This is a genomic window from Microbacterium sp. NPDC079356, from assembly GCF_049545465.1.
Classification (GTDB): Bacteria; Actinomycetota; Actinomycetes; order Actinomycetales; family Microbacteriaceae; genus Microbacterium; species Microbacterium gawkjiense.
The window spans coordinates 724,764-744,601 of sequence record NZ_JBMWDN010000002.1; the positions used below are offsets into that span (position 1 = coordinate 724,764).

Here is a 19,838-nt window from a genome sequence, read left to right on the forward strand (position 1 = left end):
TCCTAACAAATAGATGGATCGATCGTAGGGGACGTGGCGCCGCGGCGTCCAGCCGCCCCGCGGGCCGTCTCGGCGAAGGCCGCGAACGCGACGTCGTGCGCGCCGACGAGGGCCGGACGGATGTTGGGGTCGAAGGTGACGATGTTCGCCCCCGCCGAGGCGAGGATGTCACGGACGCTGCCGGCACCGGGCTCGAGGAAGGCTGCGATCGAACCCGTGTGCAGGATGCGGGCGGAGAGACCCTCGATGCTCGGGAGCCGGTCCCACACGATGTCGAAGTCGTACGTCGCCGAACCGTCCTCCGCCAGGTGCGCGACGGCGGTGGAGGTCCGCGGCAGGCTGGTCGACGCCGAGAGCAGCCGGACGCCGGACGCCTCCAGGTGCTCCGTGATGGTTCGGCCGCGCGCATCGGGCCCGATCTGCGTCAGCAGCGCGACATCGACGCCGCGCCGCGCGAGACCGAGCGCCACGTTCGCGGGGCTGCCGCCGACGCTCTCGCGCGCACCGTCCGGCGTCGCCACCACGTCCATCAGCGCTTCGCCCACGACGAGCACGTCAAGGGATTCCATCGTTCTGCCTCCTCGTGGCCGCGACGCGGCAAACGCCCTCACCATACCGCTCGGCGCGTGACGCACATCCCGCACACAGACGAGGTCCCGATCAAGCCGAGAAATGCGGTGGCGTTTCCGGCCCGATCGGGACCTCGGATGCGGTCAGCGCTTGCCGGCGATCTGGCGCGAGACGATGTCGCGCATGATCTCGTTCGTGCCGCCGTAGATGCGGTGGACGCGAGCGTCGAGGAAGGCGCGGGCGATCGGATACTCCGTGATGTAGCCGTAGCCGCCGTGGAGCTGCACGCCCGCGTCGAGCACCTCCCATTCGCGCTCGGTCGCCCAGAACTTCACCTTGGCGGCCTCCTCGGGCGACAGCCTGCCCTCACCGTAGAGCGCGATCGCGCGGTCGATGTATGCCCACATCACGTCGACGGTCGTGACGAGGTCGGCAAGCGTGAAGCGGGTGTTCTGGAAGTCGATGATCCGCTCGCCGAAGGCCTCGCGGTCCTTCGTGTAGGCGATCGTCCACTCGACGCCGGCCTGCGCGGCGGCAGCCGCGGCGACGCCGATTGACAGTCGCTCGAGCGGGAGGTTCATCATCAGCTGGATGAAGCCCTTGCCCTCTTCGCCGCCGATGAGGTTCGCGTCGGGGACGAAGACGTCGGTGAAGCTCAGCTCGGCCGTGTCGTGGCCGTGGAAGCCCATTTTGTGCAGCTTCTTGCCGTGGTCGAACCCGGCCATGCCGCTTTCGAGCAGCAGCAGCGAGAACGCGTCGGGGCGGTTGCCCTCTCCCGTCTTCACGAACACGACGAAGATGTCGGCGGTGGCGCCCGACGAGATGAAGGTCTTCGCGCCGTTGACGATGTAGCCGCCGTCGGTCTTCTTCGCGGTCGTCGAGATGCCGCGCAGGTCCGATCCCGCACCGGGCTCGGTCATCGCGAGCGCACCGATGATCTCACCGGTCGCCATGCGGGGGAGCCAGGTCTCCTTCTGCTCCTGCGTGCCCATGTGCACGAGGTAGGGCACGGCCAGGTCGTCCTGGATGCCGAAGGCGCCGGCGAGCGATCCCGCACCGGCCCGGATGACCTCTTCATTGACGATCGTGCGGAAGCGGTAGTCCTGCAGCATCCCCGCGCCGCCGAACTCCTCCGGCACGCTGAGCCCGATCACACCGGCCTCGCCGGCCGCGCGCATCGTCGCCCGGTCGATCTCGCCGGCGGCATCCCACTGTTCGCGCTTCTCGTTGGTGACGTAGCGCTTGATGAACTCCCTGACGACGTCGCGGAACGCTTCGTGGTCCTCGTCGTAGATGTTCCGCTCCATGTGCGGACCCCCTTCGTGTCGGCGCGACGCTGCGCTCGTGGGCGGCGTCGCCACCCTCCACTGTACGCGCGCCGTGGGATCGGATGCCAGGGTGAGCGCGACTGAGTTCCGCGGCGAGCCTCAGCCGTAGTCGGGGGCGGGCTCGAGCCCGAAGAACTCCTCGAGGGTGTGGAAGCCGCCGTCGGCGTAGGCGCCGGCCAACTCCCGACCGATGAACCGCAGGTGCCACGGCTCGGCGGAGTAGCCCGTCGTCGCGGTGCGTCCCTCCTCGTAGCGGACGATGAAGCCGTACCGCCAGGCGTTCTCGGCGATCCAGTCCGACTGCGGGGTGCCGCCGAAGCCGTCATGGTCGCCGCATCCGGAGTCGCATGCCACGACGTCCACGGCGAGTCCCGTCTGGTGCTCGCTGTGGCCGGGGCGTGCGCTCCGGAGGTCGGCGGCCGCCTTGCCGCGCATCGAGACGTAGCGGTTGTACGTGTCGACCTGGAAGTCGTAGGGGCGGAACCCGCTGCTCACCCCGATCGTGCCCGCCGCGGCCCGCACGTCGGCCGAGAGCTCGTCGAGCGCCGCCGCCGTCTCGTCGAGCAGCCACCCGCCCGCCACGATCCGGGTGTCCTGCGGACGCGCCTGCGGTGTGGGCCAGTGGTCGATCGGATCGAGGGGATGCCGCTTGTTCGCGACCACCCAGAGGCGCCCCGCCTCGTGCAGGTCGACGCAGGGGGCCGCGCCGTCGGCGATCGCCGCGCGGAACGGTTCGGCGCCGCCGAACGCGGCGATCACGTCGCGGTCGGAACCGTTCTCGAGCGCCGCGGTCACGGCATCCGTCTCGCACAAGGCCGGCTCGGCCTCGGGGGTCTCCGGCGTCGGCGTCGGTGTGCTCGTCGGCGCGGACGAGGGCGGAGCGGGGGTGGATGCCGGTTCGGCCACGGCGTCGTCGGGGGCGAGGGCGCGCGGGAGGACGACGACGAGGGCGATGATGAGCGTCGCGACGAGGGCGAGCAGGACGACCGCGCGGCGCTGACGTCGCCAACGGAGCACCCGCCGCCTCGCGGCGCTCCTCGACTCTGACACGTGACCATTGTCCCAGGCCGGAGAGTGCGTCCTCGATGTTCTACTCTCTAGGCCGCGGCATTGACTCGTCCCTCGCATATGTGTTCGACTGAGGAGATGCGGTGGCAGGGGCAGGACATCTCGACGGTCGATGAGGCCGCCCTGCCCGGGCTCGAGTCGATGGGCGGTCTCGTCCGCTCGGTGACGACGCCGGAGTTCGCCGGGATGACGTTCCACGAGGTGGTCGCGAAGTCCGCGCTAAACCACGTGCCGAGCGGTTCCGCGATGCCGTTCTCGTGGACCGTGAACCCCTATCGGGGGTGCTCGCATGCGTGCACGTACTGCCTGGATCCCGAGACCCTGGTCATGACGGCTGAGGGTCGACACAAGCGGCTCGGGGACGTGCGCGTCGGCGAGGACGTGATGGGGACGCGCGTGGACGGTGCCTACCGGCGCTACGTCCCCACGACGGTGCGCGCTGTCTGGCCCACCCGGAAAGCGGCCTACCGGATCACCCTTGCCGACGGGACGGAGATCATCGCGAGTGGCGATCATCGGTTCCTGACCGAGCGCGGATGGAAGCACGTGACGGGGACGACATCGGGCGCCGGCCGTCGTCCGCATCTGACCACGGGGAATCGTCTGCAGGGGTTCGGGATGGGCGCCCCGCGCGGGCAGAGCGCTTTCGTCGCCGAGCCGGACTTCGAACGGGGATACCTCAGCGGGATGATCCGCGGCGACGGAATGATCTTCCACGGCACGTACACCGACGCGAAGCGGGCCCGGGTGATCCACCGATTCCGCCTCGCGTTGGCGGATGTCGACGCGTTGGACCGGACTCGGCGCTTCCTGGAGCGGGCAGGAGTTCTCACGCGCGAGCGAGCGTTCACTCCGGCGACGGACGTGCGGCGGCCGATGACGGCGATCCACACGGCAAGACAGGCCGATGTCGAAACGATCGAGACGCTGATCGTCGAACCCACCGCACCCTCGTCCGCCTGGAGGGCGGGATTCCTGTCCGGCATCTTCGATGCGGAGGGTTCGTGCTCGCGCGGCATCCTCCGCATCGTCAACACGGACGAGCGGCTGCTCGAGACGGTGTCGACCTCGCTCGACCACTTCGGGATCAGCTTCATCCGAGAGCCCGTGCGGCCCAATGGGCTGAGGGCGATCCGCGTGACCGGCGGGCTGCCCTCGCGGGATCGGTTCTTCCGGATCACCAGCCCCGCCATCACTCGGAAACTGTCGATCGTGGGCGCGGCCGTGAAGACCGCGACCGATCTGACGGTGATCTCGATCGAGGACGTCGGTGAACGCGATCTCGTCGACATCTCCACGGACACCGAGGACTTCATCGCCGCCGGGGTGGTCAGCCACAATTGCTTCGCCCGCAACACGCACACCTACCTCGACCTCGACGCCGGGGCCGACTTCGACTCGCAGATCGTCGTGAAGGTCAATGTGGCGGAGGTGCTCGCGCGGGAGCTCGCCAAGCCGTCGTGGCGGCGCGAACCGGTCGCCCTCGGTACGAACACCGATCCGTACCAGCGGGCCGAGGGCCGCTATCGGCTGATGCCGGGCATCATCGACGCCCTCGCCTCGAGCGGCACGCCGTTCTCGATCCTCACGAAGGGCACGCTGCTGCGCCGCGACCTGCCGCAGCTGACGGATGCCGCGACCCGCGTCCCGATCCACATCGCCATGTCGATCGCGATCCCCCACGAACCGTTGCGCCAACTCCTCGAGCCGGGCGCGCCGTCGTTCCAGGCACGGCTCGACACCGTGAAGGCCGCGACGGATGCCGGCTTCTCGGTGACCGTGTTCCTCATGCCGATCGTGCCGCACCTGACCGACGGGATCGACGTGCTCGACGACGCGATCGCGCGGATCGCGGCATCCGGTGCGCGCCGGGTCGTCTTCGGCGCCCTGCACCTGCGACCGGGCGCGAAGGAGTGGTTCTGGCAGTGGCTGGAACGCGAGTGCCCGGACCTCGTGCCGGCCTACCGCGGCCTGTACCCGGGCGTCTCGGTCTCGGCGCCGAAGGGATACCGCTCCTGGCTGTCCGCGCGGGTGCGTCCGCTGCTGCGTAAGCACGGACTGCACGGCAGGCTCGAAGAGGAGGACACTCCCCCGCGCGGGCTCGGCCCGGTGCGGACCACGGGTCCGGTCATGAAGGCGGCGACGCGCGAGCAGGCGGCAGCGATGCTCTTCTGACTCAGTCGTCGGGGATGAGGCGCTTGCCGAGGACGGAGGTCGCGTCGCGGGCGTAGCCGATGCCGTCGTAGAACTCCGCGACCGCGTCGTTGCCCTCGCGGACCATGAGCATCACCTTCGGGCAGCCGAGCGCTTCGAGCCGTCGCTCCGCCTCGGCCACCAGCATCCGCCCGATCCCCTCGCCGCGCCGGTCGGAAGCCGATGCGAGGTAGTACAACCAGCCGCGGTGCCCGTCGTACCCGGCCATGACCGAGCCGACGACACGGTCGCCGTCCGCCGCGACCAGAAGGAGGTCGGGCCAGACGGCGCGGGCACGCGCGATGTCGCGGTGCGGGTCGTTCCAGGGGCGGGTCAGGCCGGCGTCGTGCCACAGGGACACGACCGCGTCGACGTCGGGATCACCGAGCGGGCGGATGACGAGCGGCATCCGCCCACCCTAGTGACACCGCTCAGGCGTCGACGTTCGCGGCCTGACGACCCGTGATCTCCTCGAGCACGTCGTCGCCGATGCGCGCCTCGTCGAAGGGCGCATCGATCTCTGCGCGCTCGAGCATCTCGGTCATGCGCCGACGACGCTGACGCGTGATCAGCGTGACGACCGTGCCCGCGCGGCCCGCGCGACCGGTGCGGCCCGAGCGGTGCGTGTACGTCTTGTACTCGTCGGGAGCGTCAGCCTGGACGACCAGGTCGATGTCGTCGACGTGGATGCCGCGCGCCGCGACGTCGGTCGCGACGAGCACGTTCACCTTGCCGTCGGTCAGACGCTGCAGGTTGCGGGTGCGCTTGGCCTGGTTGAGGTCGCCGTGGAGGGCGACGGCGGCGATCCCGGCATCCTCGAACTGCTCGACGAGCATCTCGGAGTACGCACGGGTCCGCGTGAAGACGAGCGTCTTGCCGTCGCGGTCGACAAGCGAGGTGAGGATCTCGGCCTTGTCGCGGTGGTCGATCACGAGGACGCGGTGGTCGATGGTGCTGGTCTCCTGCGTCTCGCCGGCGACCTCGTAGACGGCCGGGTCCACGAGGAACTCGTCGACCAGAGCAGCGACCTCGCGGTCGAGCGTGGCGGAGAAGAGCAGCTTCTGCGCGTCGTCCTGCACGAGGCGGAGGATCCGCTGCATCGGCTCGAGGAAGCCCAGCTCGCTCATGTGGTCGGCCTCGTCGAGGACGACGATCCCGACCTCGGACAGGTCGAGCTTGCCCTGCTTCTCGAGGTCCTCGATGCGGCCCGGGGTGCCGATGACGATGTCGACGCCCTTCTTGAGCGCGCCGACCTGGCGGCCCTGCGGGACGCCGCCGTAGACCTGTGTCGTGAAGAGGCCGACGCTCTGCGCGAGCTCCTGCACGGTGCGGTCGATCTGCAGCGCGAGCTCGCGCGTCGGCGCGAGGATCAGCGCCTGCGGCGAACGGCCCCACGCGCGGCGCTTGCCGGCCTGGCCGCGCAGCACACGCTCGACGAGCGGAGCGCCGAAGGCGATCGTCTTGCCCGAGCCGGTGCGGCCACGGGCGAGGACGTCACGGCCCTCGAGGATCGGACGGACGGTGGCCGCCTGGATCGGGAACGGGCTCGTGGCGCCGAGACCTTCGAGGGTGCGCACGATGTTCTGGCCGAGCCCGAGGTCGGCGAACGACGCCTGCTCGACGGATGCGGCATCCACCGCTTCGGCCTGGAGACGCTCGTGGACGACGTCGACGTGCTCCTGGTGTGCCTTCGACTTCTCGGCGGCGTTCTCCCCACGGCCACTCCCCGCGCCGCTGCCGCGCCGCGCGGAGCCTCCGGCCGCGTGGGCCCAGTCCGACCGGTTCGCGCGTTCGTCGCGGCGGGGCCGGTCGTCGCGACGCGGCCGGTCATCGAACGAGCGCGCGGTGCGGTCGGCGCGGTCGAAGCGCGGGCGCTCGGGACGGCCAGTACCGCGGAAATCGCGTGCGTCACGGCCGTTTCCGGCGTCACGAGGGGCGCGGCGGTCGAAATCTCCGCGGTCGTTGCCACGGTCGGCGCGGTCGAAGCGGGGGCGCTCGGTCCGGTCGAACCGCGCACGATCGTCGCGCTCGGGGCGGCCGTAACCGCGGACATCCTGCCCATCCCGACGCGAATCGGCCCCACGGGGGCCCCGACGATCGAAATCTCCGCGGTCGTTGCCTCGCTCGCGGTCGAAGCGCGGGCGCTCGCCACCGGCGCGGTCGAAACGCGGGCGCTCGCCACCGGCGCGGTCGAAGCGCGGGCGCTCGCCACCGGCGGCGCGGTCGCCGCGGGCGTGCGAGCGGATGCCGCGGGCCTCGGCCCGGCCGGCGCGGTCCTGCTCGGTCCAGCGGCCTTTCGCGGGTGCCGACTCCTCGGCGGCGCGGAAGCCGCGGTGCTTGGGGCTCTTACTGCCGGCGGTTCCGGCGGAGGCCTGGCCGGGGCGGCGCTTGGCGTCCTGGTAGGAGGTCTTCTTGCCGTAGCGGGGCTCGAAGTTCTGCGCGCGGCCGCCGGCCGGCTTCTTGTTCTTGGGCATGCGTGTGCTTTCTGGGTTCTCGCACGAAACAGCGCCGTGCGCGCACGCACGGTGAGACCCGGACTTCCGTCGGCCGGGGGCCATTCCAGTTACTGGTTCCGACACCACGGAGCGGGTGTCGAGATCGGCCCCGAGGACTACACAGGATGCCCGCGCACAGCGCGGTGTCCTCCGCCGACGGGTCCACGATACCCGGCCCACCTGGGAACCCGCCGCGCCGATACGCTGGCCGCATGGCCGCCGATCCCACCGGAACCCGCTTCGCCCTCCGCGCCGCCGACGTCTCGGCCGAGATCACCGAGGTCGGTGCCGCGCTGCGGGCGCTGCGCGTCGGCGGCGTCGACCTCGTCCCGGACTACCCCGACGACGCGCCGACACCCGCGGCATCCGGCATCGTCCTGGTCCCCTGGCCCAACCGCGTCCGCGACGGCCGCTGGGAGGACGACGGCGAACTCCGCCAGCTCGCGATCACTGAGCCGAAGCTCGGCAACGCGTCGCACGGGCTGCTGCGGTTCGCGTCGTACCGGGTGGAGGAGCAGACGGATGCTGCGCTCACCCTGCGGGCCGACGTCGTGCCGCAGACGGGGTACCCGTACCACCTCGCCACTCGCGTGACCTATCGCCTCGGCGAGCGCGGCATCCGGGTGACCCACGAGATCACGAACATCGGCGACGGCGACGCCCCGGTCGCCCTCGGGACGCACCCGTACTTCCGGATCTCCGACGTCGACACCGCCGACCTGTCGCTGCAGGTCGAGGCGCGGACCTGGTTCCGCCTGGACGATCAGAGCATCCCGGTCGCCGAGGAGCCGCTCGACGACGAGCACGACCTCCGCACGCCCCGACGCGTCGGCGACCTGTCGCTCGACGTCGCCTTCGCGGGACTCCCCCGCCGCGACGGACGGATCCATGCGCACCTGATCGCCCCGGACGGGCGCCGCCTCACGGTGTGGGCGGGCGAGGGATTCGAGTACGTCCAGGTCTTCACGACCGACCGCTTCCCGGGGCACGACCTGGCCGTCGCGATCGAGCCGATGACGTCTCCGGCCGACGCATTCAACTCCGGCCGGAGCCTGCGACGTCTCGCCCCCGGCGAGAGCTGGACGCTCGAGTGGGGCGCCGACCTCGTCGGCTGACCCTCACTCCTCGCGCCGCGGCTCCTCGTCGGACACCGCCGGCTCCTCGACCGCCGGCGCCTCGACCGCCGGGATCTCGATGTCCGGGGCCTCCTCGATCACGAGCGCCGTGTCGACGGCGGCCGCGCCGGTGACGACTCCTGCCGAAGCCGCGGCATCCCGACGCGCGCGTCGCGTGAGCGGCGCCTCGGTCGCGGTCGCGGCGGGCACGACGTCACCGCGCTTGGCGGCGCGACGCTCCTTGGCCCCCTCGACGAGGTTGTAGAGCGCGGGCAGCACGAGCAGGGTCAGCACGGTCGACGACACGAGTCCGCCGATGACGACGATCGCGAGCGGCTGCGAGATGAACCCGCCGTGCCCCGTGATCCCGAGCGCCATCGGCGTGAGCGCGAAGATCGTCGCGAGGGCCGTCATGAGGATCGGCCGCAGTCGGCGCGCACCGCCGGCGAGCACCGCCTCGGGCGTGGACAGACCCTTCTCGCGGTACTGGTTGACGAGGTCGATGAGGACGATCGCGTTCGTGACGACGATGCCGACGAGCATCAGGACGCCGATGAGCGACGCGACGCCCAGCGGCACACCCGAGACGATCTGCAGCAGGATGGCGCCGGTCGCCGCGAACGGCACCGAGACGAGCAGCAGCACCGGCTGCCGCAGCGACTTGAAGGTCGCGACCATGACGATGTAGACGATGAGGATCGCCGCGAGGATCGCGAGTCCCAGCTGCGCGAAGGCGTCCTGCTGCTGCGTCACGACCCCGCCGATCTCGGCGTCGGCGCCCTGCGGCAGGTCGACGTCGGCGAGGGCGGTGGTGACGGCCGCGTTCGAGGCGTTCAGGTCGTCGGTGGCGGGGGTGACGGTGACGGATGCGGTGCGCTGACCGCGCTCGCTGGTGATCGACGACGGTCCCTCGGACTGCTCGACGGTCGCCACCTCGTCGAGGCGTACGAGGCCCGACGCGCTCGCGATCTCGAGCGAACGGAGTTCGTCGATCGTCTGCGGGATGTCGGCGGCCTTCAGGTACACGGTGAGCGACGCGTCGTCGATCTCGACGGTGCCGATCTGTCGCGGCTGCATCGTGTTCGACACGAGCCCGCCGACGGCGACCTCCGACAGGCCCAGCTCGGCCGCCTTGTCGCGGTCGACGGCGACCGAGACGAACGGGAGGGATGCCGAGAGGTTCGAGTCGACCTGCTCGATGCCCTTCGCGTCCCGCAGCGCGGCGACCACCGCGTCGGTCGCGTCGCGCAGCACGCCGGCGTCCGGCGCGGTGACGTCGACCTCGATGTCGGTCGAGCCGAAGCCGCCCTGCGCCGCCGAGACGACGACCTCACCGGCATCCGGCAGGTCGGCGACGGCCTGCTGCACGTCGGTGCGGATCTGCTCCTGGTCGGCGTCGGGGTCGGTCGTGATCGAGTAGGTGATGCCGGTGCCGCCGCCCGAGAACGCATCGCGGAGTGCGGACCCGCTCGAGCCGATCGAGGTCTGCACCGTCTCGATGCCGTCGACGTCGAGCAGGACCTCCTCGACGCGCTTCGCGGCGGCGTCCTGGGTCTCGAGGCTCGCGGTGTCGCCGACGTTCTGCGTCACGGTGAAGGTGTTCTGTCCCGAATCGCCGAGGAAGTTGACCTTCATGAGCGGGGCGGCCAGGACGGTGCCGCCGAGCACGAGGACGGCGAGCAGCAGCGTCACCACCGAGTGCTTCAGCGTCCAGCGCAGCACCGGCAGGTACGACGTCTGCAGGCGGCTCGGCGGCGCGGCCGGGTCTTCGGGGTCGATCGCCCGACCCGCGGCATCCGTCACCGGCTTGCCCGGTCGCAGGAACCAGTACGCGAGCACGGGCACGATGGTCAGCGCGACGAAGAGCGACGCGAGCATCGCGATGGTGACCGTCAGCGCGAAGGGGCGGAAGAGCTCGCCGGTCAGGTCGCCGACGAAGGCGATCGGCAGGAAGACGGCGACGGTCGTGAGGGTGGAGGCCGTGATGGCGGCCGCGACCTCGCGGACGGCGAGGAGGATCGCCTGCAGCTTGTCGGCGCCGCCGACGTAGTGCCGCTTGATGTTCTCGATGACGACGATGGAGTCGTCGACCACACGGCCGATCGCGATCGTGAGGGCGCCGAGGGTCAGGATGTTGAGCGAGTAGCCGAAGGCCTGGATGCCGATGAACGTGATGAGCACGCTCGTCGGGATCGAGATGGCGGTGACGAGGGTCGAGCGCACCGACAGCAGGAAGATCAGGATGACGACGACCGCGAACGCGAGCCCGAGGAGCCCCTCCTGCGCCAGCGCCTCGATCGACTGCTCGATGTAGGGCGCCTGGTCGAAGACGACCGTGATCGTCGCGCCGCTGCCGATGTCGTCCTGCAGCGCGCCGATCGCGTCGCGGACGAGGTGCGAGACGTCGACCGTGTTGGCCGCGGGGAGCTTCGTGATCGACACCGTGAGCGCGGGCTTGCCGTCGACGCGCGAGATCGAGGTCACCGGGTCGGTGTCGAGGACGACGTCGGCGACGTCCCCGACGGTGACCTTGCCGGCGGCGAACTGGTCGGCGTCCGTGGGGACGAGCGGGAGCGCGGCGATCTCGTCGATGGAGTCGAGCTTCGTGCCGGTCTGCACGGTGAGGGTCTGGTCGCCCTCGTCGATCGTGCCGCCGGGGAACAGGACGCCGTTCTGGTCGAGCGCGTCGGTGATCGCGGTCTGCGTGTACCCGTCGGCGGCGAGCGCGGCCTGGTCGGGGGTGATCGTCACCCGCGAGGTCTGCCCGCCGACGATCTGCGCGGCGGCGACGCCGTCGAGGTCCTCGATGTCGGGGACGACGGCGTTCTCGAGCCGTGTCTGCACCTCGGTCGCGTTGTCGTATCCCGTGACGGCGAGCGCGATGACGGGGAGGTCGTCGGTCGAGAAGGCGAGGACGCTCGTGTCGAGACCGTCGGGCAGCGTGTCGTCGATGCGGTTGATGGCCTGCAGGATCTTCTGCTCGGCGGTCGCGAGGTCGGTGCCGTAGGCGAAGGATGCCCGGATGATCGACGCGTTCGTCGTGCTCGTCGACGACGTGGACTCGAGGTCGGGGACGGCCTGGATCGCCTGCTCGATCGGCGTCGAGACGTCGTTGTTGACGACGTCGGGGGATGCGCCGGGGTACGTGGTCAGGATCGACAGCTGCGGCAGCTGGATCGGCGGGATCAGCTCCTGCTTGAGGCTCGTGAGGGCCAGTCCGCCGAAGATCGCCGCGACGATCGTGATGAGGGCGATGAGCGCGCGGTTCTTGAGGCTCAGGACAGCGAGGTTCGACAACGGAGGCCCATTTCCACGGTGCAGGTGAGGGATGCGGGGGTGCGCGTCAGTATTTCACGGCACCCCACCCGCGGGGCTGGGAGGGGTCAGGTGAGGATGAGCGTCCGGATGGCGGATTCGGGCGACACGGTGGTGTCGAGCAGGATGCCGCGACGGTAGCGGTCGAACACGCGCGGGTCGATGTACGAGCTGCGCGCGACCGACGGGGTGTTGCCGAGCGTCTCGGCGGTCACCTTGACCGCGAGGACCTCGGCACGTTTGAGGTCGGACTTCTTCGTCGAAGGCCCGATGCGGGCGAGGGCGTCGGCGGCGGTGATCGTGCCCCGCAGGGTGCGGAAGTCCTTCGCCGTGAACGTCCCCCCGGTCATCGACCGGACGTAGAGGTTGACGTCCCGGGGCGTGAGGGCGACGCGGCGACGCCCGCGGAGGTAGGCGAGCAGCGGCGAGCTCGGCCTGCCCGCGACGAGCAGCTCCACGGCCGCGGCGAGGTCAGGGTCGTCGACCTCCATCTCCTGGCGCTGGCCGCTCTTGCCCGGGAAGCGCAGCGCGACGACGGTGCCGTCGACGACGGCGTCCCGGCGCAGCAGCGTGGTGAGGCCGCGGCTGCCGTGCTTGACGAGGTAGCGCTCGGCTCCCACGCGCGGCGCGGCGAGGTCGAGCAGCCGGAAGGCGGCGGCGAGCACGCGTTCCTGGTCGATGTCCTCGCGACGGATCGACGTCGTGACGCGTCCGCGCGCCCGCGGCAGCGCCTCGGCAAGCTGCAGCGCCCGGGCGTACTTGCCCTTGTCGCGTCCCGCCGTCCACTGCGGGTGGTAGCGGTACTGCACCCGCCCCGCCTCGTCGACGCCGGTCGCCTGGATGTGCCCGTTCGGGTCCGAGCAGATCCACACGTCCTGCCACGCGGGCGGCAGGACGAGGGCGCGCACGCGGTCGGCCTCCGCCTTCGGGAGGGGGTCGCCGTCGGCATCCACGTACCGGAAGCCGGTCCCGGAGCGCAGCCGGCGATAGCCGACGTCGGTGCCGGGCCGCACCCGCTTGAGCCGTGGCACGTCAGTGCGATCGGAGCATGTCGATGAGGTCGGCCTTGCGGGCGTGGGAGTACCCGCGGATGCCGAGCTCCTTCGCGCGGCCGCGGAGGTCGGCCACGGTCCAGTCCTCGTAGTCTCCGGACGTGCCGCCCCGGCGGCCCACGGCGCTGCGGCCGTCGCGCGCGGCGGCGTTGGAGATGCGGGCCGCCTTCTCCTTCGAGGCGCCGTCCTTTCGGAGCTCTTCGTAGAGGTCGGGGTCCTTCAGGCTGTTCGAGCCGCGTCCTGCCGGCATGGTGCATCCGCCTCACGTGATCGATGCGGACAGGGATCGCCCGCGTCCGGCCACGTTATGTCACCGCCCGCAGCGCCTGTCAAGGGCCTGATCCGCCTGGGAGAACGCTGATAGCAATGTCTACGACGCACACCCGCGTCACCCCCGCTCCGGCGGACAACGGAGACAAACAGAGGGAGCCTCCAATGAACCTTGCACTCATCATCATCATCGTGATCGCCATCGTGCTGGCGATCGTGGGTGGCATCACGGAAGGTCTCCAGTTCCTGCTCTGGGTGGCCATCATCGTGGGTGTCATCGCGCTGATCGCCTTCTTGCTGCGGGTCCTCCGCAAGAACACCTGATCGTCTGACGCGCACCCCCAGGCGCGTCAGCGGCGCTCGCCCCCACGAGCGCATCGAGGCCCCCTCCCGATCTCGGTCGAGGGGGCCTCGTCACGTCAGCTCACGACCGGTCGAGGTGGTGGCGCAGCGCGTCCCGGACGAACGTCGCGCCCGCCGTCCCGCCGTAATTCGCACCGAAGCGGTCGTCGGCCACGTACATGTCGGCGAGGCCGAGCACGTATCCGCGGAGGTCGCCGCCGTCGGCGGCGGGCGTTCCGGGGATGCTCTCGAGCCACGCGATGTGCCGCGCGGCGAGCTCCTGCGCCTCGTCGGAATCGGGACGGATGCCGCGGCCCGCCGCGTCGCTCCAGTCGGAAGTCAGCTGCGCGCTGCGCTCCATCCAGCCCTTCTTCTCGTCGGCCGACATCCCGCGCCACCAGGCGTCGGAGCGCGCGTACGCGTCGGCGCCCCAGCGTTCGGTGACCTCCTCGCGGTGCACGGTGTGGTCGAAGCCGTCGAACATGTTCTCGGCCATGGGTTCCTCTCCTCTTCTCCTCGCGTCGAGGGTCGATGCGACGGCGGCGATCTGCCGGTCGATGCGCGCGCGTTCGGTCTCGAGCCAGCCCAGGTGGGTGGCCAGCGCCGCGGTTTCGTCGACGTCCTCGGCGAGGACCTCGGCGATGCGGGGCAGACCCAGTCCGAGCTCGCGCAGCAGCAGGATGTGCTGCAGGCGGCGCAGGGCGGCGGCGTCGTAGAACCGGTAGCCCCCGGTGCCCGTCCGCGTCGGCGACAGGAGTCCGACCTGGCCGTAGTGGCGCAGGGTGCGGCTCGTCGTCCCCGCCAGGCGGGCGAGTTCCTGGATCGACCATTCACGCGTCATGACGACCACGCTAGAAGTTGACGCAGCGTCAAGGTCAAGCGCTCGTTGCACATCGGTCTCGACAATTCGAGATATATCGTGTTACGGTGCCTGCAACGCGATATATCTTGATTCGCGATCGACCGCAGGAGACAACATGACTCTCGAGAAGTGGCTGGTCCAGCCCGGGGAGACCCGCGTCATCGACCTCGACGGCATCCGTCGACTCAAGGTGGGACTCGTCGGCGGACAGATCGACGTCGTCGCCCACGACGAGCCCGGCGTCCGCATCGAAGTGCACTCCGTTACGCAGAAGGAACTGCGCATCGAAGCCCGTGACGGTGCAGTGGAGATCGACCACGCGCAGCTGCGCTGGGACAACTTCCTGTCGTCGTTCCGCAACTTCGGCAGCGGCGGACCGCAGGCGGAGGTGAGCATCGCGGTTCCGCGCGAGATCGCCCTCACCCTCGGCGTCGTCAGCGCGAGCGCGCTCGTAGCGGGGCTCGTCACCGACGCGAAGCTCAACACCGTGTCGGGTGACATCATCGTCGACGGCCTCACCGGCGACGTGACGGTGAACTCGGTCTCGGGCGACGTGCAGATGCGCGACCTCACCGGCACGCTCAACGCCAACGCGGTCTCGGGCGCGATCACCGCGGCCGGCGCGATCCGCACCGCGTACGCCGACACCGTCAGCGGCGCCGTCCTCATCGACTCGGTCGGACCGACCCAGAACGTCTCGTTCAACACGGTCAGCGGCGCCGCGACCCTGCGCCTCGACGAGGCCGTGGCGGCGAAGTACACCCTGCGCACGGTCAGCGGGAAGCTGAGCGTCGACGGGATCGACCGGTCCCAGAGCGGGATCGGCTCGACCTACTCCGGATCGGTGGGCGAGCTCAGCGGCTCGTTCGCGGAGGTCCGCGCCAACACCGTCTCGGGCGACGTCTCCGTCATCCGACGCGTCGCCTCGGCGATCACCGACCCGACCCCCGCGGCAGAGGAGTACTGAGATGCCCCCCGTCTTCTCCCACGGCGACCTGCGCCTCTATCTGCTGAGCCTGCTCGACGAGGCGCCGCGCCACGGGTACGACCTCATGCAGGCGCTGTCCGACCGCACCGGTGGCACGTACACCCCCAGCGCCGGCACGATCTACCCCCGCCTCTCGAAGCTCGAGGAGGAGGGTCTCGTCACCAAGACCGTCGACGGCCGCAAGACCGTCTACGAGATCACGGATGCCGGTCGCGCCGAAGTGGCGTCGCGCTCGGGCGACCTCGCGGGCATCGAGGCCGGCCTCGCGGACAGCGTCCGTCTCATCGCAGACGAGGTGCGCGCGGGCGTGCGGGAGGCCATGCGCAGCCTGCAGGCCGACCTGGCCGCGGCATCCGCTGCGCCAAGCCGACCCGCGGCACCCTCATCTGCCGACCCACGCGCGGCGGCACGCGAGCAGGTGCGACGGGCCGACGAGCTGCTCGCCGAGTTCCGTGCCGGTCTGCGAGCCGACCTGCGCGGTCACGTCGCCCGCGGCGGCGACCTCGCGGCATCCGTCGTCGACGACCTGAAGACCGCGCTCGACGAGACGGCCGAGGCCGTCCGGCGCGCGATGCGCAGCTGACTCAGCTGCCGGGCCAGAGCTCCTCGGGCCAGTCCTGCCGGTCGCGCCACGGGTCCTCGTCGTCCTTCACGGGCTCCCCCAGGGGGACGACGAGGACGGGGCGCGGCTGCCGGTGCGCGAGGCGTGCCGCGACCGACCCCGTGAAGAACTCCCGGATCGAGTCGCCGATGCCGCGCTTGCGCGTGCCGACGACGATGAGACGCGCCTCGGTGCGCTCTGCGAGGTCCTTCATCGCCAGCGCCGGGTCGCCCGCCAGCATCTCGAGCGACCACGCGACGTCGATGCCCGACAGCGCCGCGGTGGCCTGGTCACGCAGTTGGGCCTCGAGCGCTTCGCTCGGGATCGCGTCGAGGTTGATCGGCGCCGTGTGGACGTAGCCGTCGGGATCCTCGTACGAGACGAACCGGGTGATGTCGACGTGGGCGATCAGCAGGGCGGCGCCGTGGAGCCGGGCATACTGCGCGGCTTCGCGGAGCACGCGGGCCGGCTGCCCGGGCACGATCCCCGCGATCACGGGGCGATGCGGACGGCGGGTCTGCGGCTGCGATACGGCATCGGACATGTCGGATCACCCTTCCTGGATCCCCGCCGCGAGGGCGGTGGGAACGCTCCGTGGTACCCTGAATGCTACTCTTCCCGGCCATTGCCGGACTGTGACTCGTCGGGCTGCCGGACCAAGCCCGCACTCGTGAAATGAGGGGGTTACGCATGGGGCGTGGCCGTCAAAAGGCGAAGAACACCAAGATCGCCCGTGAGCTGAAGTACGACACGTACAGCTTGAACATCAACGCGCTCGAGCGTGAGCTCGGCGCGCCCGGTGACGAGCAGTACGAGGACAAGTGGGCCGACCAGTACGCCGACGAGGACGACGAAGAAGACCCGTCGGCCGCGGCCCCGGCATCCTTCGAGAAGGCCTGACCCCTCGCTCGTCCGCTCACCACGAACCGTGGCGCTGTTCCCACTCCTGTTCGACCGTCTTCCGTCGCGCGATCACGACGCCCGCCGGCACGGCGAGCAGTGAGATCGCGAGGAGCATGACCAGCGGCACCGTCCACGATCCCGTCGCATCGTGGATGAGGCCGACCCCGATCGGCATCAGCATCGTCACGCCGTAACCCAGGCTCTGCGCGAACGAGCTCAGCGCGACCGTCGCGTCGTGCGTGCGCGTGCGCAGCCCGACGGACGTCAGGACGAGCGGGAACAGCAGCGGCAGGATGCCGAGCAGCGTGACCCAGAGCCAGGGGGCGGATGCCGGGGCCACCAGCAGCCCGCCGGCGCCCAGCACCCCCGAGGCCGAGGCGACGATGAACAGCGGCAGCACGACGCCCCGCCGGGCGACGAGCACCGGCACGACGAGCGACGCGGGCAGCCCGATCAGCGCGAAGAGCGACAGCAGCGTGCCGGCGACCTGCGGCGTCACGCCCGCCGTGTCGACGAGGATCTTCGGCAGCCACGCGAACGACGTGTAGGCGACGGCGCTCGAGACGAAGAAGGTGACGGCGAGGGCCCAGGCGGTGGGCAACCGCCACATCCGCCCGAACACCCGTGTGCTCACGGGTTCGAGGTCCACCTCGGCGAGGGCGGCGCGGCGGGCGCGCAACGCGAGCACGATCCAGGGGGCGAGCCCGGCCAGGGCGAAGACCGCCCAGAGCCCCAGCGACGTGCGCCACCCCGCGGCATCCGCCACGGGCACCGCGACCAGCGGAGGCACGAAGGTCGAGATCGCCATCATCGTCGAGTAGACCGTGGTCATCAGGCCGATGCGGTCGGGGAAGTACTTCTTGACCAGCGCGGGCAGGAGCACGTTGCCGACCCCGACCCCGGCGAACACGAGCGCCGAGCCGAGCAGCAGCCCGTACGCGTCGATGGCGGCCGCGCGCGCCACCAAGCCGAGAGCGACGGCGCCGAGTGCGACGAGCGTGGTCCGCTCGAGCCCGAAGCGACGCTCGAACCCCGGGGCGAGGAGGCCGAACACCGCGAAGCACAGCGGCGGCACGGTGCCGATCAGGCCGAGCACCGCGGCGGGAAGGACGAAGTCCTCGCCGATCGCATCGAACAGCGGCGAGAGCGACGCCACCGCCGAGCGCAGCGAGAACGCGAGCAGGACGATGCCGACGACGGCGAGGATCCGACCACGACGCACGGCGAGGGGATCGGGGGACGTCACCGATTCAGCCTAGGCGGCTCAGGACTCCTGGGTGCCCTCGACCCAGGCGAGGTACTCGTCGCTCACCGTGCCGGTGACGTACCGACCGTCGAAGCAGCTCATGTCGAGGTCCTCGACGTCGGGCGCACCCTCGAGGATCGCGGCCTTCAGGTCGTCGATCTCCTGGTAGACGAGGTAGTCGCAGCCGAGCTCCTCGGCGATCTCGGGGATCGTCCGGTTGTATGCGACGAGCTCGTGACGCGACGGCATGTTGATGCCGTACACGTGGGGGAAGCGGATGGGCGGGGCGGCCGAGGCGAAGGTCACCGAGGTGGCCCCGGCATCCCGTGCCATCTGGATGATCTCGCGCGAGGTGGTGCCCCGCACGATGGAGTCGTCGATGAGGAGGACGTTCTTGCCCCTGAACTCGGTCGACATCGCGTTGAGCTTCTGGCGCACGCTCTTCTTGCGGATCGCCTGGCCCGGCATGATGAACGTCCGGCCGATGTAGCGGTTCTTGTAGAAGCCCTCGCGGTACTCGATGCCGAGCTTGCGCGCGACCTGCATCGCGGCGGGACGCGAGGAGTCCGGGATCGGCATGACGACGTCGATCGAGCCCTCGGGGGTGTACTTCGCGATCGTGTCGGCGAGGCGCTCGCCCATGCGGAGGCGGGCCTCGTAGACCGAGATGCCGTTCATGACCGAGTCGGGACGGGCGAGGTAGACGTACTCGAACGAGCAGGGCACGAGCTTGGGGTTCGGCGCGCACTGCTTCGTGAAGAGGTTGCCGTCGAGATCGATGAAGACCGCCTCGCCGGGCTCGACGTCGCGGACGACCTCGAAGCCGCCGTTCTCGAGGACGAGCGACTCGGAGGCCACGGTCCACTCGTACCGGCCGTTCTCGGCCCGGCGGGTGCCGAGGATCAGCGGACGGATGCCGAAGGGGTCACGGAAGGCGAGCAGACCGTACCCGGCGATCAGGGCGATGGCGGCGTACGAGCCCTCCACGCGCTGGTGCACGCGCGTGACGGCCTCGAAGATCTGCTCGTGGTCGAGCTCGAGCCCCGAGATGACGGCCTGCAGCTCGTTCGCGAGGACGTTGACGAGCAGCTCGGTGTCGGAGCTCGTGTTGAGGTGCCGGCGGTCGGTGCGGAAGAGCTCCTCGGTGAGCTCGCGCGTGTTCGTGAGGTTGCCGTTGTGGACGAGGACGATGCCGTACGGGGCGTTCACGTAAAACGGCTGCGCCTCCTCCTCGTTCGAGGCGGTCCCCTTCGTCGCGTACCGCACGTGACCGAGGCCGATCGTGCCGAGGAGCGAGCGCATGTCACGGGTGCGGAACGCCTCGCGCACCATCCCGCGGTTCTTCGCGATGTGGAAGATGCCACTCGACTCCGCTGTCGCGATGCCGGTCGAGTCCTGCCCGCGGTGCTGCAGCAGCAGCAGTGCGTCGTAGACCTCCTGGTTGGCGGGTCCCTGTCCGACGACGCCGACGATTCCGCACATGGGTGTAG

The 19,838-nt window shown here is 70.4% G+C and carries 18 protein-coding genes; 6 read left to right on the forward strand and 12 right to left on the reverse strand.

Annotated features, from left to right (window positions below; genetic code table 11):
• Nucleotides 1–2: 2 nt before the first annotated feature.
• From ACPEH0_RS08210 to ACPEH0_RS08220, 3 genes are all read right to left on the reverse strand, one after another.
• Entirely contained in the window at nucleotides 3–569 is a 567-nt protein-coding gene (locus ACPEH0_RS08210) for a PfkB family carbohydrate kinase (RefSeq protein ID WP_217529115.1), read from the reverse strand.
• A 144-nt stretch (nucleotides 570–713) separates the two neighbouring features.
• Nucleotides 714–1,877 (reverse strand): acyl-CoA dehydrogenase family protein, encoded by a 1,164-nt coding sequence (locus tag ACPEH0_RS08215; protein ID WP_366213478.1) that lies wholly within the window; start codon nucleotides 1,875–1,877, stop codon nucleotides 714–716.
• 120 nt (nucleotides 1,878–1,997) lie between these two features.
• Nucleotides 1,998–2,915, reverse strand: a complete 918-nt coding sequence (locus tag ACPEH0_RS08220) for a M15 family metallopeptidase (RefSeq protein WP_366213477.1) — start codon at nucleotides 2,913–2,915, stop codon at nucleotides 1,998–2,000.
• Between the two features lie 129 nt (nucleotides 2,916–3,044).
• Here ACPEH0_RS08220 and ACPEH0_RS08225 point away from each other — a divergent pair, with 129 nt between their 5' ends.
• Entirely contained in the window at nucleotides 3,045–5,141 is a 2,097-nt protein-coding gene (locus ACPEH0_RS08225) for an intein-containing Rv2578c family radical SAM protein (RefSeq protein ID WP_366213476.1), read from the forward strand.
• A gap of 1 nt (nucleotide 5,142) precedes the next feature.
• Here ACPEH0_RS08225 and ACPEH0_RS08230 read toward each other — a convergent pair whose 3' ends face one another.
• Nucleotides 5,143–5,568, reverse strand: coding sequence for a GNAT family acetyltransferase (locus ACPEH0_RS08230; protein ID WP_253035873.1), 426 nt, complete (start codon nucleotides 5,566–5,568; stop codon nucleotides 5,143–5,145).
• Nucleotides 5,569–5,590: 22 nt separating this feature from the next.
• Complete coding sequence (locus ACPEH0_RS08235; protein WP_366213475.1) at nucleotides 5,591–7,633, reverse strand: DEAD/DEAH box helicase; 2,043 nt, start codon at nucleotides 7,631–7,633, stop codon at nucleotides 5,591–5,593.
• A 233-nt stretch (nucleotides 7,634–7,866) separates the two neighbouring features.
• On the opposite strand from ACPEH0_RS08235, the gene ACPEH0_RS08240 reads away from it, so the two are divergent.
• A complete protein-coding gene (locus tag ACPEH0_RS08240; protein WP_359918960.1) occupies nucleotides 7,867–8,769 on the forward strand; it encodes an aldose 1-epimerase family protein in 903 nt (300 codons plus the stop codon).
• A gap of 3 nt (nucleotides 8,770–8,772) precedes the next feature.
• Here ACPEH0_RS08240 and ACPEH0_RS08245 read toward each other — a convergent pair whose 3' ends face one another.
• The 3 genes from ACPEH0_RS08245 to ACPEH0_RS08255 form a co-directional block, all read right to left on the reverse strand.
• Entirely contained in the window at nucleotides 8,773–12,066 is a 3,294-nt protein-coding gene (locus tag ACPEH0_RS08245; RefSeq protein WP_366213473.1) for an efflux RND transporter permease subunit, read from the reverse strand.
• Nucleotides 12,067–12,152: 86 nt separating this feature from the next.
• Complete coding sequence (locus ACPEH0_RS08250; protein ID WP_217529103.1) at nucleotides 12,153–13,115, reverse strand: DNA topoisomerase IB; 963 nt, start codon at nucleotides 13,113–13,115, stop codon at nucleotides 12,153–12,155.
• 1 nt (nucleotide 13,116) lies between these two features.
• Nucleotides 13,117–13,386, reverse strand: coding sequence for a DUF7218 family protein (locus ACPEH0_RS08255; RefSeq protein ID WP_366213472.1), 270 nt, complete (start codon nucleotides 13,384–13,386; stop codon nucleotides 13,117–13,119).
• Between the two features lie 185 nt (nucleotides 13,387–13,571).
• Between ACPEH0_RS08255 and ACPEH0_RS08260 the strand changes: the two genes are divergently transcribed.
• Entirely contained in the window at nucleotides 13,572–13,730 is a 159-nt protein-coding gene (locus ACPEH0_RS08260) for a hypothetical protein (protein ID WP_164499361.1), read from the forward strand.
• Nucleotides 13,731–13,830: 100 nt separating this feature from the next.
• On the opposite strand, the gene ACPEH0_RS08265 is transcribed toward ACPEH0_RS08260, so the two are convergent.
• Nucleotides 13,831–14,589 carry a MerR family transcriptional regulator gene (locus tag ACPEH0_RS08265; RefSeq protein ID WP_366213471.1) on the reverse strand — a complete coding sequence of 253 codons (759 nt, stop codon included), beginning with the start codon at nucleotides 14,587–14,589 and terminating at the stop codon, nucleotides 13,831–13,833.
• A gap of 136 nt (nucleotides 14,590–14,725) precedes the next feature.
• On the opposite strand from ACPEH0_RS08265, the gene ACPEH0_RS08270 reads away from it, so the two are divergent.
• Both ACPEH0_RS08270 and ACPEH0_RS08275 read left to right on the forward strand, forming a co-directional pair.
• Nucleotides 14,726–15,577, forward strand: a complete 852-nt coding sequence (locus tag ACPEH0_RS08270) for a DUF4097 family beta strand repeat-containing protein (RefSeq protein WP_366213470.1) — start codon at nucleotides 14,726–14,728, stop codon at nucleotides 15,575–15,577.
• A 1-nt stretch (nucleotide 15,578) separates the two neighbouring features.
• Nucleotides 15,579–16,181, forward strand: a complete 603-nt coding sequence (locus tag ACPEH0_RS08275) for a PadR family transcriptional regulator (RefSeq protein ID WP_366213469.1) — start codon at nucleotides 15,579–15,581, stop codon at nucleotides 16,179–16,181.
• 1 nt (nucleotide 16,182) lies between these two features.
• Here ACPEH0_RS08275 and ACPEH0_RS08280 read toward each other — a convergent pair whose 3' ends face one another.
• Nucleotides 16,183–16,743: a universal stress protein gene (locus tag ACPEH0_RS08280; protein WP_217529093.1), complete on the reverse strand. Its 561-nt coding sequence runs from the start codon at nucleotides 16,741–16,743 to the stop codon at nucleotides 16,183–16,185.
• A 146-nt stretch (nucleotides 16,744–16,889) separates the two neighbouring features.
• On the opposite strand from ACPEH0_RS08280, the gene ACPEH0_RS08285 reads away from it, so the two are divergent.
• Nucleotides 16,890–17,099, forward strand: a complete 210-nt coding sequence (locus ACPEH0_RS08285) for a DUF3073 family protein (RefSeq protein ID WP_064003512.1) — start codon at nucleotides 16,890–16,892, stop codon at nucleotides 17,097–17,099.
• A gap of 16 nt (nucleotides 17,100–17,115) precedes the next feature.
• Here the strand turns inward: ACPEH0_RS08285 and ACPEH0_RS08290 are convergent, their stop codons facing one another.
• Together ACPEH0_RS08290 and purF are read right to left on the reverse strand one after the other, a co-directional pair.
• A complete protein-coding gene (locus ACPEH0_RS08290) occupies nucleotides 17,116–18,348 on the reverse strand; it encodes an MFS transporter (RefSeq protein WP_366213467.1) in 1,233 nt (410 codons plus the stop codon).
• An 18-nt stretch (nucleotides 18,349–18,366) separates the two neighbouring features.
• The gene (purF, locus tag ACPEH0_RS08295; protein WP_253034849.1) at nucleotides 18,367–19,830 is read right to left on the reverse strand and encodes an amidophosphoribosyltransferase; all 1,464 of its coding nucleotides are present in this window, start codon (nucleotides 19,828–19,830) and stop codon (nucleotides 18,367–18,369) included.
• Between the last annotated feature and the right edge of the window lie 8 nt (nucleotides 19,831–19,838).

Excerpts from the sequence above, each read along its gene's own strand:
- ACPEH0_RS08240 (WP_359918960.1), top strand. The coding sequence starts at position 7,867 with ATGGCCGCCGATCCCACCGGAACCCGCTTCGCCCTCCGCGCCGCCGAC.
- ACPEH0_RS08280 (WP_217529093.1), bottom strand. The coding sequence starts at position 16,743 with ATGTCCGATGCCGTATCGCAGCCGCAGACCCGCCGTCCGCATCGCCCC.
- ACPEH0_RS08275 (WP_366213469.1), top strand. The coding sequence starts at position 15,579 with ATGCCCCCCGTCTTCTCCCACGGCGACCTGCGCCTCTATCTGCTGAGC.
- ACPEH0_RS08270 (WP_366213470.1), top strand. The coding sequence starts at position 14,726 with ATGACTCTCGAGAAGTGGCTGGTCCAGCCCGGGGAGACCCGCGTCATC.
- ACPEH0_RS08210 (WP_217529115.1), bottom strand. The coding sequence starts at position 569 with ATGGAATCCCTTGACGTGCTCGTCGTGGGCGAAGCGCTGATGGACGTG.
- ACPEH0_RS08235 (WP_366213475.1), bottom strand. The coding sequence starts at position 7,633 with ATGCCCAAGAACAAGAAGCCGGCCGGCGGCCGCGCGCAGAACTTCGAG.
- ACPEH0_RS08255 (WP_366213472.1), bottom strand. The coding sequence starts at position 13,386 with ATGCCGGCAGGACGCGGCTCGAACAGCCTGAAGGACCCCGACCTCTAC.
- purF (WP_253034849.1), bottom strand. The coding sequence starts at position 19,830 with ATGTGCGGAATCGTCGGCGTCGTCGGACAGGGACCCGCCAACCAGGAG.
- ACPEH0_RS08215 (WP_366213478.1), bottom strand. The coding sequence starts at position 1,877 with ATGGAGCGGAACATCTACGACGAGGACCACGAAGCGTTCCGCGACGTC.
- ACPEH0_RS08230 (WP_253035873.1), bottom strand. The coding sequence starts at position 5,568 with ATGCCGCTCGTCATCCGCCCGCTCGGTGATCCCGACGTCGACGCGGTC.
- ACPEH0_RS08285 (WP_064003512.1), top strand. The coding sequence starts at position 16,890 with ATGGGGCGTGGCCGTCAAAAGGCGAAGAACACCAAGATCGCCCGTGAG.
- ACPEH0_RS08265 (WP_366213471.1), bottom strand. The coding sequence starts at position 14,589 with ATGACGCGTGAATGGTCGATCCAGGAACTCGCCCGCCTGGCGGGGACG.
- ACPEH0_RS08260 (WP_164499361.1), top strand. The coding sequence starts at position 13,572 with ATGAACCTTGCACTCATCATCATCATCGTGATCGCCATCGTGCTGGCG.
- ACPEH0_RS08225 (WP_366213476.1), top strand. The coding sequence starts at position 3,045 with ATGCGGTGGCAGGGGCAGGACATCTCGACGGTCGATGAGGCCGCCCTG.